The following is a 17117-nucleotide window of genomic DNA, read 5'->3' on the forward strand; positions in this document are numbered from 1 at the left end:
GCGCCACAGCGGAGTGACTGGCGAGCCGGTGAGAAGATCCCTGTCTTTATCGCGCAGCCGTTCACACCTGGCAGGGCCATCCTTTGCTGAATCCCATGACTTACCGGGTGCCAGACGGAACGTGCGTGCTCATTTTGAGCGCAGTCACCCTATTGCAAATGCAAATAATTATCAATAGTATTATTTATCAATCCTATGTAAACCTCCCCGTACAGACGGCGACTGGCAGCCCCTATGACCTGGCGAAATGATGGAATTGGTAGCGAAGCCTGGTGGCAGGAGCAACAGACTCAGGGCATTCCGCGCATTGAGCCGCAGCAGGATGGCACCTGTCTGGTGACCTTCTTCTGGCGCGATCCGCAAGGCAGTGAAACCACCTCCCACACCCAGCGCGTGTGGATCAACATCACCGGCGTGACCGATCACCACCAGCGGCGCCCGCCGCAATCGCTGATGCGCGTCGCCAGTAGCGATGTCTGGTACTGGCAAACCGTGCTGCCGTCACACTGGCGCGGCAGCTACTGCCTGATGCCGGATCGGCAGGCCAGCGATTTCAGCGGCGAGCCTGACATGCATGCGCTGCGCCACTGGTGGCGCGAAAAATTCCCTGCCGCGCAGGCCGATGCGCTCAATCCGCTGCGCAGCTGGTCCGGCGGGCGCGGCATGGGCGTGTCACCGCTGCACCTGCCTGACGCGCCCGACCAGCAGGTGTGGCGTGCGGTGGATGAGGGCCGCGCCCCGGCGCTGACGCTGCAGGAGCAGCAGTGGGACAGCGCGCTGCTCGGCAATCGTCGCCGGGTGTGGCTGTACGCCACAGGCGAGGCGCAGCACGGCCCGCGTCCGCTGGCGATACTGCTCGATGGTCAGTTCTGGGCGCAGCAGATGCCGATCGCCGGCCCGCTGCAGCAGTTGACCGCCGCGGGCAAGCTGCCGCCAGCGGTCTACCTGTTTATCGACATCATCGATCGCGAACACCGCAGCCGCGAGCTGCCATGCAATCCGCAATTCTGGCAGGCGGTGCAGCAGGAGCTGTTGCCGCAGGTGGCACGCTGGATGCCGTACGATGCGCAGCCAGCGCGCACGCTGGTTGCCGGACAAAGCTTCGGCGGTCTGGCCGCGGTGTTTGCCGCACTGCACTTTCCCCACACCTTTGGTAATGCGCTCAGCCTGTCCGGCTCCTTCTGGTGGCCGGAGCGCGGTAACCCGCATGGCTGGCTGCTGCAGGCGCTGGACCATGGCCTGGCACCTCGCCAGCCGCTGCGTTTCTGGCTGGAGGCAGGCCAGCGTGAAGGCCTGATTCTGCAAGCCAATCAACAATTACAACAACAACTTACCGCTGCCGGCTATCAGGTGCATTACCAGCCGGTCGAGGGCGGCCATGACGCGCTGTGCTGGCGCGGTGGCCTGCTCGACGGTCTGCAAGCTTTGTGGCGCAATCCAAATTCATTCATCACGCCAGACGTGAACCGGAGCGACAGTAAATTCTCTGATGAACGACACTATGATTGACCAACAAACTCTGCCGCTGGTGGCGGCGCAGCCTGGCATCTGGATCGCCGACCAGCTCAGCCGCCATCACAACGCTTACGCGGTCGCGCACTTTGTCGAACTGCGCGGCGACATCAACAGCGCGCTGCTGGCGCAGGCCATCGTCGACGGCATGCAGGAAGCCGATACCCTGAATATGGCGTTCGGCGAAATCGACGGCGAGCCGCTACAGTGGCCGCAGCCGCAGACCTTCAGCCTGCCAGACATCGTTGATCTGCGCAGCGAAGCGGATGCCGCTGCCGCCGCGCGCGCCCTGATGCGTGCCGATATGCAGGGCGACCTGCGTGTGCTGAGTGGCGCACCGCTGTGGCACCATCGTCTGTTCCGCCTCGGCGAACAGCACTGGTTCTGGTATCAGCGCTATCACCATCTGGTGGTGGATGGCTTCAGCTTTACCGCGCTGACGCGCCGCATCGCCAATCTGTACAGCGCCGCCTTACAGCAGCAGCCGCCTGAGCCGACACCGTTTATTCCGTTCAGCGCCGTGGTTGACGAGTATCAGCGCTATCAACAATCGGCGTCTTACACCCGTGACGGCGAATTCTGGCGCGAAAAAGGCCGCGCCCTGCCCGCGCCCGCCTCGCTGTCGCCGCTGCCGCTGGCCGGTCAGAGCGCCAGCACCGATCTGCTGCGTCACAGCGTTACGCTGGATCGTCACCGCTTCCAGACGCTGACCAGCCAGCATCCACAGCACAGCGCCGCCGATCTGGCCTTTGCGCTGGTAGCGCTGTGGCTGGCTCGTCTCAGCGGACAAAATGATTTTGCTGCCGGCTTCATCTTCATGCGCCGCATCGGCTCCGCCGCGCTGTGCGCCACCGGTCCGGTGATCAACGTGCTGCCGATGGCGGTGCATTATCAGCCGGGACAAACGCTCGGCGATCTCGCCGCTCAGCTGGCCGCGGAAGTGAAAAAAATGCGCCGTCATCAGCGCTACGATGCTGAACAGGTGCAGCGCGATCTTGGCCGCCCCGGCGATAGCGATCCGCTGTATGGCCCGGTGATCAACCTGAAGATGTTTGACTACCAGCTTGATTTCGCTGGCATTGAAGGCATCACGCATCAGCTGGCCTCCGGCCCGGTGCGCGACCTGGAAATCGCGATTTATCTCAGCGAGCACGGCGATCTGACGCTGGAGCTGCTGGCGAACGCGCAGCGCTATGCTGCCGAGACGCTGCAGCGCCATGCCAGCCGCTTTGCCCTGCTGCTCAGCCAGCTGGCCGCGCAGCCGCAGCGCGCGCTGGGCGAGCTCGATCTGCTGACGCAAGCGGAGCAGCAGCAGATTGCGGCCATCAATCAGACCGCCCATCCGCTGCCGGCGGAAACCCTGGCGTCGCTGCTGGCGCAGCAGGCGCAGCGCACGCCGGACGCACCGGCGCTGGCCGATGCGCAGCACCAGCTGAACTATCGCCAGATGCAGCAGCAGGTATTCGCGCTGGCGGCCGATCTCAGTGCGGCTGGCGTGCAGCGGGGTGATATCGTCGCCGTGGCGCTGCCGCGTTCAGTGCAGCTGTCGCTGGCGCTGCAGGCTATTGTGACGCTCGGGGCCGCTTATCTGCCGCTGGATACCGGCTATCCGGACGAGCGGCTCCAGCTGATGCTGGAAGACGCCGCGCCCAAAACGCTGATCACCGCTGCCGCGCTCAGTGCCCGCTTCCACGCCATCGCGCCGGTCAGTCAGCTGCACTTTGACACCCTGTACAATGCCGAACATGCACCGGCACCGGCCAGCGCGCCGACGCCGCAGGATGGCGCGTACATCATCTATACCTCCGGCTCTACCGGCCGGCCGAAAGGCGTGCTGGTCGGCCATCAGGCGATCGTTAATCGCCTGCTGTGGATGCAGGATCGTTATCCGCTGCAGGCAGATGACGTGGTGCTGCAGAAAACGCCGAGCAGCTTTGATGTCTCGGTGTGGGAGTTCTTCTGGCCGCTGCTGGTCGGCGCGCAGCTGGTGATGGCGCCGCCGGATGCACACCGCGATCCGGAAGCCTTACAGCAACTGTTTGCCCGCTACAAAGTCACCACCACGCATTTCGTACCCTCGATGCTGGCGGCCTTTGTCGCGGCGCTCGACCACCCGGCCGCGATAGCGTGCTGCGCCAGCCTGCGCAATGTGTTCTGCAGCGGTGAAGCATTGCCCACCGATCTGTCGCGCAGCTGGGAAACATTGACCCGCGTGCCGCTGCACAATCTGTATGGGCCGACCGAAGCGGCCGTTGATGTCAGCTGGTATCCGGCGTATGGCGCGGCGCTGGCCGAAGTCGATGGCCCGAGCGTACCGATCGGCTTCCCGGTGTGGAACACCGGCCTGCGCATTCTTGATGCGCAAATGCAGCCGGTGCCGCCGGGCGTGGCCGGCGATCTCTATCTTACCGGCATTCAGCTGGCGCACGGCTATCTCAACCGGCCGGAGCTGACCGCCAGCCGCTTTATCGCCGACCCGTACGCCGCTGGCGAGCGCATGTACCTGACCGGCGACGTAGCGCGCTGGCTGGACAACGGTGCGGTGGAGTATCTCGGGCGCAGCGATGACCAGCTGAAGATCCGCGGTCAGCGCATTGAGCTGAACGAAATCGATCATGCGCTGTGCGCCCAGCCCGGCATTGAGCAGGCGGTGACGCATGCGGTGGTGCTGGGCAGTGCGGCGGCACAGGGCGATGCGCGTCAGCTGGTGGGCTACGTGGTGGCGCCTCAGCCGGTGGATGGCGATGCGCTGCGTCACGCGCTGGCACAGCAGCTACCGGCACACATGGTGCCGGTGGCCATCGTCCAGCTGGAGGCGCTGCCGCTCAGCAGCAACGGCAAACTGGATCGCAAAGCGCTGCCGCTGCCGCAGAGCACCACGCAGCGCCAGGGGCGCGCGCCACTGCCCGGTTTAGAGAGCACGCTGGCCGCAGCGTTCTGCCGCCTGCTGGCCTGCGACACGATCGGTGCGCAGGATGATTTCTTTGCGCTCGGTGGCCATTCGCTGCTGGCGATGCGCCTGGCTGCGCAGCTGCGCCGCGAGCTCCAGCTGTCGGTCTCGGTCGGGCAGATCATGATCGCCCCGACGGTGGAAAAACTGGCGACGCTGCTGAGCGATGGACAATCCCATCAGCAGGCGGGCTTTGAAGCGGTGCTGCCGCTGCGTAAAGGCAGCGGACCGACGCTGTTCTGCTTCCACCCGGCGTCCGGCTTCGCCTGGCAGTTCAGCGTGCTGCAGCGTTATCTTGACCCACGCTGGTCACTGGTCGGCATTCAGTCGCCTGACACGCAGGGACCGCTGAACCAGAGCGTGCACCTCGATGAGGTCTGTGAGGCGCATTTGCGTACGCTGCGCGAGGTACAACCGCACGGGCCCTACTATTTCCTCGGCTACTCGCTGGGCGGCACGCTGGCGCAGGGCATTGCTGCCCGGCTGGAAGCGGCGGGTGAAGAGGTTGCCTTCCTTGGCCTGCTCGACACCTGGCCGCCGGAAACGCAGAACTGGGATGAGAAGCGCGGCGAGAACGTGCTGGATCCGGCGGTACTGGAGGAGGTGAATCGCGAGCGCGAACAGTTTATCGCCGCGCAGCGCCATCAGGCCGGTGAAGAGATGCAGGCCATGTTCGATACCATCGAAGCCAACTACGCCAGCTCGGTGCGTCTGCTGGCCACGGCGCGCAGCGCACGCTTCGGCGGCCGCGCTACGCTGTTCCTCGCCGAACAGACGCAGCAGCCAGGCCAGGATGCGCGCCGCGCCTGGGCGCCCTATGTCGGTGAGCTGACGGTGTGGCCGATGGATTGCGCCCACGTCGAGATTATCTCGCCTCGCATGTTTGAGCAGATCGGGCCACTGTTGCAGCAGTTGCTGGCGTAGCGGTTTTGCCCTCACCCTCTCCCGGCGGGAGAGGGAAACGTATGGCAGAAAACGTTTACACCACAGCCCCTTTCCCGCCTTAGCGCCCGCGCCCCAGCGGCACAATCATTGGCGTATGCGCCACCGGATCCTCAACAATCACACAGCGTAATCCGTACACCTGCTCAATCAGTGCTGGCGTCACAATCTCGCCAGGCTTGCCCTCGGCAATGATCTTCCCGTGACGCATGGCGATCAGATGGGTGGCGTAGCGGCAGGCGTGATTAAGGTCATGCAGCACCACCACCAGCGTGCGGCCATGCTGCTGATTGAGCGTCTGCATCAGCTCAAGCAGCTCAATCTGGTGGGTAATATCCAGCCAGGTGGTGGGCTCATCCAGCAGCAGCAGCGGCGTCTGCTGTGCCAGCACCATGGCGATCCACACGCGCTGACGCTGTCCGCCGGACAGGGTATCGACCGCCTGTTGCGCCAGGTCCGCCACGCCAGTGGCCAGCATCGCCTGCTGCACCGCCGCTTCATCCTCCGCGCGCCAGCGGCCAAACAGTGACTGATGCGGATAACGTCCGCGCGCCACCAGCTCGCTCACGCTGATGCCCGCCGGTGCGTTTGAACTCTGCGGCAGCAGGCCAAGACGGCGCGCCACCTCTTTGGTGGGATAACGTGCAATCGCCTCGCCGTCCAGCAGCACGTCACCTTTTAGCGGTGCCTGCAGGCGGCTGAGAGTACGCAGCAGAGTGGATTTACCGCAGGCGTTAGGGCCGATAATCACGGTCAGCTCCCCTTGCGGAATCGCCACCGACAGATTTTCCGCCACCACTTTTTTGTCATAACCCAGCGTCAGGCCTTCGCCATACAGCCGTGAAGGAATATCGATCATTGGCGTCGCGCCTCCCGCACCAGTAACGCAATCAGATAGAGTCCGCCCAGGCTGACGGTAATCACGCCAACCGGCAGTTGATAAGGCAGGAACAGATGCTGCGCGGCATAATCGGCGGCGCACAACAGCAGCGCGCCGCACAGCGCCGCCAGCCATAATGCGCCTTTTTCCCCGCCGCTCAGCCGGCGCGCAATCTGCGGTGCCAGCAGCGCCACGAACGAGATCGGCCCCGCCAGCGCGGTGGACGCCGCGGTCAGCAGCACGCCCAGCAGCATCAGCCACAGGCGGCTGCGCTCCACCGGCACGCCGAGCGCGCAGGCGGTGTCATCGCCCATCTCCAGCAGACGCATGCGGCGCGTTAACAGCGCCACCAGCAGCAGCGACAGCAGCAGCACCGTCACCACCGGCGGCGTTTTCGCCCAGGTGATGCCGTTGAGCGAGCCGGCGCTCCACAGCCCGGCGCTGAGCGCCGACTCCAGCGAAGCGCTGATAATCAGCCAGGCATTGAGCGCCATCAGCAGCGCGCGCACGCTAATGCCCACGATGATTAACCGAAACGTTTCCACCCCGTTGCGCCAGGCAAACAGATACACCAGCGCAGCCGTCGCGATACCGCCGATCAGCGCGGCCCCGGTCATCGCGGTAATACTTTGATTGAACAGCACCAGCGCCACCAGCACACCGCTGTAAGCGCCGGTATTGAAGCCGAGAATATCCGGGCTGCCGAGCGGGTTACGCAGCAGCGACTGAAAAATTGCCCCGCTGACACCCAGCGCCGCGCCGATCAGCAGCGCCATCATCACGCGCGGCAGCCGCCACTCCACCACAATCAGCTGCACGTTGGCCGCTCCCTGCCCGCGCAGCGCCTGCCACACCTGCTCCGCCGTAATCGGCAGCGCACCGCGCGTCAGCGCCAGCCACGTCAGCAGCGCACACGCTAATAGCAGCCAGCCGCCATGCAACCAGGCGCGCCGCGTCATAGTCCACCTCGCCCGCGCTGGCGCCGCACCAGCAAAATCAGCATCGGCGCGCCAAGGATGGCGGTCACAATTGAGACACGCAGTTCGCCTGCCACCATCATCCGCCCCAGAATATCCGCCGCCAGCAGCAGCGCCGGGGTGATCAGCGCCGTCGCCGGCAGCAGCCAGCGGTGATCGTTGCCCACCAGCCAGCGGGCAAAATGCGGCGTCATCAGGCCGATAAAAGCGATCGGCCCGACGGCGGCGGTCGCCGCGCCGCTCAGTAAGGCAATCGCCAGCAGGCCCAGCAGTTGAGTGCGCACCACGCGCGTGCCCAGCGCCGCCGCCATATCGCCGCCCATGCTCAGGCTGTTCAGCGACTGCGCCAGCCCCAGCGCCAGCGCCGCACCGGCCAGCACCGCCGGGCTCAGGGTACGCAACACGCTGAAATCGCGGATATCCAGCGAGCCGCTTTGCCAGAAGCGCAGGTGATCGTAAATGTCCGGATTGAGCAGCGACAGGCCGGAGGTTAAGCCCTCCAGCACCGCCGCCAGCGCCACGCCCGCCAGCGTCAGACGCACCGGATTGACGCGCCCGCCGCCCATCGCGCCAATCACCGTCATCAGCAGCGCCGCCAGCAGCGCGCCGCTGAAGGCCAGCGTCAGCCACTGCAGCGGGGAGTCCGCTCCCAGCAGCGCGATGCCGAGCACGATGGCAAAACCGGCACCGGCGTTCACGCCCAGAATGCCCGGCTCGGCCAGCGGATTACGCGTCAGGCTCTGCATCAGCGCGCCAGCCAGCCCCAGCGCCACGCCAGCCAGCAGACCGGCCAGCGTGCGCGGCAGGCGCGCATCGCGCACGATGATGCACTCCGCGCTGGAGCAGGAAGCGGTGAGAGCGTGATACACATCGGAAAGCGGTATTGATTTGGCACCCAGCATCAGACTGAGCGCCATGAGGAGCAAAAGCAGAATCCCTGAGCCTGCTAATGCACGGATCTGGCGCATAGCGTTCTAAACCTTCACTGTTCGACCTCGTTGCGGTGCAACGTAATGTGATAATGATATTTGTTATCGTTATTACTCGCGTTTGCCTATGTTACCATGAGTCGCCTCGCGGATGATGAGGAAAATTGGTGCAAAAAGGCGAAACAATGAACAAACCCTCTCACTTTATCGATCTCTCACTGCTGAAAACCCACGCGGCGTTTCGCGCGGTGTTTATTGCGCGTTTTATCTCGATTGTGGCGCTCGGCATGCTGGCCGTTGCCGTGCCGGTGCAGATTCAGCAGATGACCCATTCACCGTTGCTGGTGGGCCTCGCCGTCACACTGTCCGCTGCCGGCATGTTTACTGGCCTGTTGACCGGCGGCGTGCTGGCCGATCGCTATGAGCGTAAGAAGTTGATCCTGTTTGCCCGCACCACCTGCGGGCTGGGCTTTGTCGCGCTGGCGATAAATGCCGCGCTGCCCGCGCCTTCGCTGCTGGCGGTCTATCTGCTGGGCTTGTGGGACGGCTTTTTCGGTGCGATTGGCGTCACGGCGCTGCTGGCCGCTACGCCGGCGCTGGTGGGGCGCGAAAACATTATGCAGGCCGGCGCGATCACCATGCTGACGGTGCGCTTCGGCTCGATTTTATCGCCGGCAATTGCTGGTGTAGTGATCGCGCACGGCGGCGTGCTGTGGAATTACGGACTGACCGCCTTCGGCACGCTGCTGACAGTGCTGACGCTGCTGAAGCTGCCTGCGCTGCCCCCGCCTCCGCAGCCGCGCGAGCATCCGCTGCGGGCGCTGGCAACCGGCGTGCAATTCCTGTTCGCCAGCCCGCTGGTCGGCATGGTGGCGCTGACCGGTGCGCTGGTGACGCTGGCCAGCGCCATCCGCGTGCTGTACCCGGCGCTGGCACCGCACTGGTCAGTCAGCGCCGACCAGCTCGGCATGCTGTACGCCGCCGTGCCGCTCGGTGCCGCCGTGGGTGCATTTACCAGCGGCAGGCTGAAACAGGCGGCGCGCCCTGGGCGGCTGGTGCTGGGCAGCGCCGTGGCCGGTTTCGTCGCCCTGGGCCTGTTCAGCCTGATGCCGACGCTGTGGCTGGCGCTGCTGTGTCTGGCGGGCTTCGGCTACTTCAGCGCCATCAACAGCCTGGTGCAGTACGCGATGATTCAGCTGCTGACGCCGGATCATCTGCTGGGCCGCATCAACAGCCTGTGGACGGCGCAGAACGTGTGCGGCGATGCCCTCGGCGCCGCGCTGATTGGTGCCCTCGGTTCGTGGCTGTTACCGGCGCAGGCTGCCGCGGCGTTTGGCTGTGCCGCGACACTGCTTGGCGTCATGATGTGGCTGATGATGAAAGGATTACGGCGCTATCAGGCACCCGCGCCCGTGCTGGCGCAGCAAACATCATGATTTGACGAACAGCTGATGCAGACGCGTCAGCAGATTGCTGGCGCTGTAGTAATCCAGGCGGAAGGTGTCGATGCCCAGCGCATAGACCTGCTTATCGCGCACCGCCGCGTTTTGTGCCAGGAACGGGTTGCTCAGCACTGACTGCGCGGTTTTGTCATCGCCGGCAAACAGCAGGAAGCTGTGACCGGTCAGGCTGGCGGCGAGATTCTCGCCCGAGAGCTGAATAATGTCTTTGCGCTGGCCCATGCTGTGCCCCTGTTGCGTGTCAGCCGGCGGCTGCGCCAGGGTAAAACCGAGCTGCTGCAGCAGTTTGCCCTGCGCCGATGCGGCGGTCCACAGATTCACTGCCCGGCCATCACCGTTCCATACCATCGCGGAGACCGGCTGCGGCGGCAGCGTAATGGCCTGCTTCAGCGCCGCTTCGCGATCGTCGAACTCTTTTACGCGCTGCGCTGCCTGTGCTTCATGGCCGGTGGCCTGCCCCAGCAGCGTAACCACATCCTGCCAGCTCTTATCGTCGTAGTTGACCACCAGCGTGGGGGCAATGGCGGACAGCTGACTGACCAGCTTCAGGGCGGAGTCATTACCGGTGGCGCTGACGATAATCAGATCCGGGGCTTGCGCCGCAATCGCCTCGGCGCTCGGCTCACCAATGTACAGCCGCTTAACGTGGCGCTGCTTTGCCACCTCGCCCCACTGACGGAAGAAGCCCTGATCGTCGGCCAGGCGGCTTTTCGGTGCGGTCGCGCCTGAGGCGATGACCGGCGCGTCAATCGCCAGCAGCGAGCCGGTCAGCGTGACGCTGGTGGAGACAATGCGCTGCGGTGCCTGGTGAAGCGTTACCGTTCCGGTCGCGCCCTGTACGCTGCGCGGCCAGCCCTGGTCGGCCCGCGCTGTCCCTGACAGCGACTGGAAAATGAACAACAGGACAGCCATGCCCCATAAACCGCATTTATTCATAAGTTTTGATCCACCTTTTAGCTTAATGCCTGGCCCGGCGTCAGCCGCCGCTTACGTCTGACAGCACGGTAAATCCCGCGAATGGATTGACTCTTTGCCCCTTTCGACGTAGGTTACAGAGCCATAATAAAAATGATAATCATTCTTAATAATCTTATCATTTATAGGTGAAAATTATGGTGGAAAGCTCCACGTTTGAAAATGCCTGGCTGAAGGATTTTTCCGCGCTGTGCCGCGGTTTCCTTTTCACCTCGCCATGGCGCAGCCTGGCCACCCAGGGGTGCTATACCACGATCAACACGCCGGTGGGCGATGCCGCGCTGCTGCAGGGCGACTTTCAACAGCAGCTGCGCCAGCACTTTGCCGCGGCGAAAAAGCAGGGGATCGCCAATCCGCTGCTGGTGGGCGCGATTCCGTTTGACGTCAGCCAGCCAGCGTCGCTGTTCATACCCGAATCCTGGCAGAGCTTTAATCGCGCCGACCTGCAACAGGCGCTGCCGGTGCAGCAGAGCGATCTGCCGGCAGTGCGGCGGCGGACGGCAGTGCCAGACCACGCGGTATTTACCCGCATGGTGGCCGACGCCGTTGCCACCATCCAGCGCGGCGATCCGGACAAAGTGGTGCTGTCGCGCCTGATGGATATCGTCACGGAGCAGCCGGTGGATACCGCCGCGCTGATGCAGCGCGTGATCGCGCAAAATCCCAATAGCTACCATTTCCATCTGCCGCTGGCGGAAGGCGGCGCGCTGGTGGGCGCCAGCCCGGAACTGATGCTGCGCAAACAGGGGCGCGATTTCTCCTCCTGCCCGCTGGCCGGCTCGGCGCGCCGCCATCATGACGATGTCAGCGCCGATCGCGCGGCAGGTAACACCCTGATGGCGTCAGCCAAAGATCGCCACGAACATCAGCTGGTGACCGACGCGATGCGCAGCACGCTGCAGCCGCGTAGCCGCCTGCTGTCGGTGCCTACCGTGCCGTCGCTGATCACCACCGCCACGCTGTGGCATCTGGCGACGCAAATCGATGGCGAAGTGCAGGATGAGCGCGAAAACGCGCTGTCGCTGGCGGCGCTGCTGCACCCAACCCCGGCCCTGAGCGGCTTCCCGCACGCCCGCGCGCAGCAGCTGATTCAGCAGCTCGAACCCTTTGATCGCCAGCTGTTTGGCGGCATCGTCGGCTGGTGCGACAGCGAAGGCAACGGCGAATGGGTGGTAACCATTCGCTGCGGGACGGTAAACGGCACGCGCGTGCGGCTGTTTGCCGGCGCTGGCATCGTCGCCGACTCACAACCGGAATCAGAATGGCGTGAAACGGGTGTGAAGCTGGACACCATGTTGCGCGCTTTTGGACTGCAATAAAGGAACAAGCATGAGCATTCCCTTCAGCCGCTGGCCGGCACATCTGGCCGCGCGCTACCGCGAAAAAGGCTACTGGATCGACGTGCCGCTGACCGACATCATCGACCGCCATAGCGAAAACGACGCTATCGCCGTGATCGACGGCCCGCTGCAGCTCAGCTACCGCCAGCTGGCGCAGCGCAGTGATAATCTGGCGGCGGCGCTGCAGCGGCGCGGTTTACAGCGCGGTGACACGGCGCTGGTGCAGCTCGGCAACGTGGCGGACTTTTACGTTACGCTGTTTGCCCTGTTTAAGCTGGGCGTGGTCCCGGTGTACGCGCTGTTCAGCCATCAGCGCACTGAACTGCTGGCCTATGCGCAGCAGATTGCACCGAAACTGCTGATCGCCGATCGCCAGCACGCGCTGTTTGCCAGCGACGACTTCATCGCCACGCTGTGCGAGGCGCAGCCCACACTGCAGCAGGTGATCCTGCGTAACGACGTGCAGGCGGAAAATACGCTGGCGTCGCTGCAGGATGAAGCGGCTGGCGATTTTATCGCGACACCGACGGCCGCCGATGAAGTGGCGTTTTTCCAGCTCTCCGGCGGCAGCACCGGCACGCCGAAGCTGATTCCGCGCACCCACAACGACTACTACTACAGCATCCGCGCCAGCGACGAGATTTGTCACATCAACGCCGACACGCGCTATCTGATCGCCCTGCCCGCGCCGCATAACTTCGCCATGAGTTCCCCCGGTTCGCTCGGGGTGTTCTATGCCGGTGGCCAGGTGATTCTCGCCGCGGATCCCAGCGCCACGCTCTGTTTCCCGCTGATTGAGCAGCACCAGGTGACCGATACCGGACTGGTGCCGCCGGCGGTCAGCCTGTGGTTGCAGGCAATTCAGGAGTGGGGCAGCAACACAGCGCTGGCCTCGCTGCAGCGCATTCAGGTGGGCGGAGCCAAACTGGGAGAAACGCTGGCCGCACGCATTCAGCGTGAAATCGGCTGCCAGCTGCAGCAGGTGTTTGGCATGGCGGAAGGGCTGGTTAACTACACGCGCTTCGGCGATGACGAGCAAACCATTCTGACTACCCAGGGGCGGCCGATTTCGGAAGATGACGAAGTGTGGGTGGCCGACGAGAACGGCAATCCGCTGCCGCCAGGCCAGGTGGGTCGCCTGATGACGCGCGGCCCTTACACCTTCCGGGGCTACTACAACAGCCCGGAGCACAATGCCGCCAGCTTCGACGCTGACGGTTTTTACTGCTCAGGCGATCTGATTGAGATCAACGCTCAGGGTTACATCACCGTACAGGGACGCGAAAAGGATCAGATCAACCGCGGCGGCGAGAAGATCGCCGCAGAAGAGATCGAAAACTTGCTGCTGCGCCATCCGGATGTAATCCACGCCGCGCTGGTGTCCATGCATGACGAGCTGATGGGTGAAAAGAGCTGTGCCTTCATTGTGGCGCGCCAGCCGGTAAAACCGGTCGCGCTGCGCCGCCATCTGCGCGAGCTGGGCATTGCCGAATTCAAACTTCCCGACCGCATTACCTGCGTCGACGACCTGCCGCTTACCCCGGTAGGCAAAGTGGATAAAAAACGTTTACGCCAACAGCTTGCTGAGCAGACGCAAGCCTGATTTTTTCCGGAGATTGTAATGGCTATTCCAAAACTGACGTCTTATGCGCTGCCCGCCGCCACTGAGCTGCCGGCTAACAAAGTACAATGGGCGCTGGAGCCGCAGCGCGCGGCGCTGCTGATTCACGATATGCAGGCCTATTTCCTCAACTTCTGGGGCGAAGACAGCCCGCTGGTGAATCAGGTGGTGGAGAACATTTCCCGCCTGCGCGCTTACTGTAAAGCGCAGGGCATTCCGGTGTTCTATACCGCCCAGCCCAACCAGCAAAGCGATGAGGATCGCGCGCTGCTGAATGATATGTGGGGACCGGGGCTGAACAAACATCCGGATCAGCAGAAGATCGTCGACGCGCTGGCACCGGATCAGGACGATCAGGTGCTGACTAAATGGCGTTACAGCGCGTTCGTGCGCTCGCCGCTGGAGTCTATCCTGCAGGAAATGGGCCGCGATCAGCTGATCATTACTGGCGTGTATGCCCACATCGGCTGCCTGACCACCGCCACCGACGCCTTCATGCGTAACATCCAGCCGTTCATGGTGGCCGATGCGCTGGCCGACTTCTCGTGCGACGAGCATATGATGGCGCTGACCTACACCGCAGGCCGCAGTGGCAAGGTGGTGATGACCGCCGACCTGATGCCGCTGCCACAGAGCAAGGACGCGCTGCGCGCGCTGATTCTGCCGCTGCTGGAAGATGATGACGTGCCGGAAGATGATGAAAACCTGATCGATTATGGGCTGGATTCGGTGCGCGTGATGGCGCTGGCGGCGCGCTGGCGTCAGGTGCACAGCGATATCGACTTCATCAGCCTGGCGAAAAACCCCAGCATTGATGGCTGGTGGGCGCTGCTGTCACGGGTGCCAGCATAATGAGTGCCTGTTTTGATTTCAGCGGAAAAATTGTCTGGGTGACCGGTGCCGGTAAAGGCATCGGCTACCACACCGCGCTGGCGTTCCATCAGGCCGGTGCGCAGGTGACCGGTTTTGATTTGCACTTTGGCCAGGATGACTATCCGTTTGCCACCTGCCAGCTGGACGTCGCCGACAGTGCTGCGGTGCGCGATTGCTGTCAGTCACTGCTGGCCAGCCAGCCGCGGCTGGATATCCTGGTGAACGGCGCAGGCATTCTGCGCATCGGCAGCACCGATGCGCTGTCGTTTGCTGACTGGCAGGCGTGTCTCGCCGTCAACGCCGGCGGCGCGTTTAACCTGTTCCAGCAGACGCTGCCGGTCTTCCGCCAGCAGCGCGCTGGCGCGATTGTCACTATCGCCTCTAACGCCGCGCACGCCCCGCGCCTCGGCATGTCAGCCTATGGCGCGTCCAAAGCAGCGCTGCGCAGCCTGTGCCAGACGGTTGGCCTTGAGATGGCGCCGTATGGCGTGCGCTGCAACATTGTCTCACCGGGATCAACCGATACCGATATGCAGCGCAGCCTGTGGCATACGCCGGAAGCCGAGCAGGAGATGATCAACGGTTTCCCGGATCAGTACAAACTGGGGATCCCGCTGCGTAAGATCGCCCAGCCGCAGGAGATCGTGAACAACATCCTGTTCCTGGCCTCGGATCTTGCCAGCCACGTGGTGCTGCAGGATATTGTGGTGGACGGTGGCGCAACGCTGGGAGCCTGAGGCATGGCAATCTGGAAACGTACGGTGGATCTTGCCACGCTGAATCAGCTGGGCGATAACTCGCTGGTGGCGCATCTGGGCATCGTGTTTACCGCCATCGGTGACGATTATCTGGAGGCCACCATGCCGGTAGACAGCCGCACGCAGCAGCCGTTTGGTCTGCTGCACGGCGGCGCGTCGGTGGTGCTGGCGGAGTCGATGGGCTCCATTGCCGGTTACCTGAGCGTGGAAGAAGGTAAAAGCGTGGTGGGCATTGAGGTGAGCGCCAGCCATCATCGGGCGGTGAGCAGCGGCGAGGTGCGCGGTGTTTGTCGTCCGCTGCATCTGGGGGCGCGCAATCAGAGCTGGCAGATTGAGATACGCAATGGTCGCGATCAGCTGTGCTGCAGTTCGCGGCTGACGGTGGCGGTGCTGGGATAGGTTTGGCTCCGCTGCGGCCTGATGCCCTCACCCTGCCCTCTCCCACAGGGAGAGGGAATGATTGTGCGGCCTGATGCTTTCTCCTGCGGGGAGAGGGATGATGGTGCGGGCTGGTGCTCTCTCCTGCGGGGAGAGGGATGATGGTGCGGGCTGGTGCTCGGCGCTAAACAGCAATAAAAAAAGCGGCCATCTGGCCGCTTTTTTTGCTGACATCAACGCTGATAAATGATCTCGACGCCTTCGTCGTCGTCTTCATCCCAGTCGTCATCCCAGTCTTCGTCTTCTTCCACTTCCTGAGCATTTTCCAGCGCTTCACGGTGGTAATCATCCCACATGAAGGCCACTTTCTCTGGCTGCTTCGCTTCTTCTTCCGCTTCTTTTGGATTCGCGATGATAAAGCTCATCACATCCCAGCACAGCTCATTGACACCGTCACGGCTGGTGGCGGAGATCAGATAGTATTTCTCATCCCAGCCCAGCGCTTCGGCAATGGCTTTGGCGCGGCTTTCCGCCTCTTCGCGGCTCAGCAGGTCAGTTTTGTTGAACACCAGCCAGCGCGGTTTCTGGTACAGCTTGTCGCTGTATTTTTCCAGCTCGCCGAGAATGATGCGGGCGTTCTCTACCGGATCGGATTCGTCGATTGGCGCGATGTCGATAAGGTGCAGCAGCACACGGCAGCGCTCCAGATGCTTGAGGAAGCGAATTCCGAGGCCTGCGCCTTCCGCTGCGCCTTCAATCAGGCCGGGAATGTCGGCGACCACGAAGCTCTTTTCGCTGTCCATACGTACCACGCCGAGGCTTGGCACTAAGGTAGTGAACGGATAATCCGCCACTTTTGGCTTCGCCGCTGATACTGCGCGGATAAAGGTCGATTTACCGGCGTTTGGCAGACCCAGCATACCCACGTCTGCCAGCAACATCAGTTCCAGCTGCAGGTCGCGCTTCTCGCCCGGCGTGCCCATGGTTTTCTGACGCGGCGTACGGTTCACGGACGATTTGAAGCGGGTGTTGCCCAGACCGTGCCAGCCACCCTTCGCCACCATCAGCTTCTGCTCATGGCGCGTCATGTCGCCCAGCGTTTCGCCCGTGCCCTGATCGATCACGCGCGTACCCACCGGCACTTTAACAATGATGTCTTTACCGCGTTTACCGGTACAGTCACGGCTCTGGCCATTCTGGCCGCGTTCGGCGCGGAAAGATTTTTCGAAACGATAATCGATCAGGGTGTTGAGGTTTTCATCCGCCAGCAGGTAAACATCACCGCCGTCACCGCCGTCACCGCCGTCCGGTCCCCCTTTGGGAATGTACTTCTCGCGGCGGAAGCTGACGCAACCGTTGCCACCATCACCCGCGACCACCAGGATCGTCGCTTCATCAACAAACTTCATTTTTTATCTCCGTCACACTGTCGTTTGCGCCACGCTGCGGGCGACAAACGGGTCCGCCAGGGTCTTCTGCGCTGACCGGCGGCGGATAATACAGGATTGGCAAAGCCATGTGT

Annotated in this window: 13 protein-coding genes; 8 read left to right on the forward strand and 5 right to left on the reverse strand. The window is 63.1% G+C overall.

What is annotated here, in order from left to right; translation table 11 throughout:
* Positions 1-234: 234 nt before the first annotated feature.
* Positions 235-1509, forward strand: coding sequence for an enterochelin esterase (fes, locus tag C1N56_RS16755; protein ID WP_058759581.1), 1275 nt, complete (start codon positions 235-237; stop codon positions 1507-1509).
* On the forward strand, positions 1502-5386 hold the full coding sequence (locus C1N56_RS16760) for an enterobactin synthase subunit F (protein ID WP_394516891.1): 3885 nt from the start codon (positions 1502-1504) through the stop codon (positions 5384-5386). Before fes ends, C1N56_RS16760 begins: the two co-directional genes overlap by 8 nt.
* Before the next feature lie 79 nt (positions 5387-5465).
* On the opposite strand, the gene C1N56_RS16765 is transcribed toward C1N56_RS16760, so the two are convergent.
* From C1N56_RS16765 to fepD, 3 genes are read right to left on the reverse strand one after another with little or no spacing between them, the layout of a single operon-like run.
* The gene (locus tag C1N56_RS16765; protein WP_058780378.1) at positions 5466-6263 is read right to left on the reverse strand and encodes an ATP-binding cassette domain-containing protein; all 798 of its coding nucleotides are present in this window, start codon (positions 6261-6263) and stop codon (positions 5466-5468) included.
* Entirely contained in the window at positions 6260-7243 is a 984-nt protein-coding gene (gene fepG / locus C1N56_RS16770) for an iron-enterobactin ABC transporter permease (protein ID WP_394516892.1), read from the reverse strand. The genes C1N56_RS16765 and fepG overlap by 4 nt, the downstream gene beginning before the upstream one ends.
* Positions 7240-8229, reverse strand: a complete 990-nt coding sequence (gene fepD, locus C1N56_RS16775; RefSeq protein ID WP_058759585.1) for a Fe(3+)-siderophore ABC transporter permease — start codon at positions 8227-8229, stop codon at positions 7240-7242. Before fepD ends, fepG begins: the two co-directional genes overlap by 4 nt.
* Positions 8230-8375: 146 nt before the next feature.
* Here fepD and entS point away from each other — a divergent pair, with 146 nt between their 5' ends.
* Complete coding sequence (gene entS / locus C1N56_RS16780) at positions 8376-9626, forward strand: enterobactin transporter EntS (RefSeq protein WP_058770690.1); 1251 nt, start codon at positions 8376-8378, stop codon at positions 9624-9626.
* Here entS and fepB read toward each other — a convergent pair.
* A complete protein-coding gene (gene fepB, locus C1N56_RS16785) occupies positions 9621-10586 on the reverse strand; it encodes a Fe2+-enterobactin ABC transporter substrate-binding protein (protein ID WP_058780377.1) in 966 nt (321 codons plus the stop codon). The genes entS and fepB overlap by 6 nt on opposite strands.
* Positions 10587-10762: 176 nt before the next feature.
* On the opposite strand from fepB, the gene C1N56_RS16790 reads away from it, so the two are divergent.
* Genes C1N56_RS16790 through C1N56_RS16810 form a run of 5 tightly spaced genes read left to right on the forward strand, consistent with a single transcriptional unit; the run spans position 10763 to position 15616 of the window.
* Positions 10763-11944, forward strand: coding sequence for an isochorismate synthase (locus C1N56_RS16790; RefSeq protein WP_211726559.1), 1182 nt, complete (start codon positions 10763-10765; stop codon positions 11942-11944).
* 10 nt (positions 11945-11954) lie between these two features.
* Complete coding sequence (locus C1N56_RS16795) at positions 11955-13568, forward strand: (2,3-dihydroxybenzoyl)adenylate synthase (RefSeq protein WP_394516893.1); 1614 nt, start codon at positions 11955-11957, stop codon at positions 13566-13568.
* Positions 13569-13586: 18 nt separating this feature from the next.
* The gene (locus C1N56_RS16800) at positions 13587-14438 is read left to right on the forward strand and encodes an isochorismatase family protein (protein ID WP_394516894.1); all 852 of its coding nucleotides are present in this window, start codon (positions 13587-13589) and stop codon (positions 14436-14438) included.
* Positions 14438-15196: a 2,3-dihydro-2,3-dihydroxybenzoate dehydrogenase gene (dhbA, locus tag C1N56_RS16805; protein ID WP_058759589.1), complete on the forward strand. Its 759-nt coding sequence runs from the start codon at positions 14438-14440 to the stop codon at positions 15194-15196. Before C1N56_RS16800 ends, dhbA begins: the two co-directional genes overlap by 1 nt.
* A 3-nt stretch (positions 15197-15199) precedes the next feature.
* Entirely contained in the window at positions 15200-15616 is a 417-nt protein-coding gene (locus C1N56_RS16810) for a hotdog fold thioesterase (protein ID WP_021507726.1), read from the forward strand.
* A gap of 212 nt (positions 15617-15828) precedes the next feature.
* On the opposite strand, the gene cgtA is transcribed toward C1N56_RS16810, so the two are convergent.
* A complete protein-coding gene (gene cgtA, locus C1N56_RS16815) occupies positions 15829-17004 on the reverse strand; it encodes an Obg family GTPase CgtA (protein ID WP_104093952.1) in 1176 nt (391 codons plus the stop codon).
* Positions 17005-17117: the final 113 nt, after the last annotated feature.

Source organism: Pantoea sp. SGAir0175 (assembly GCF_043547855.1).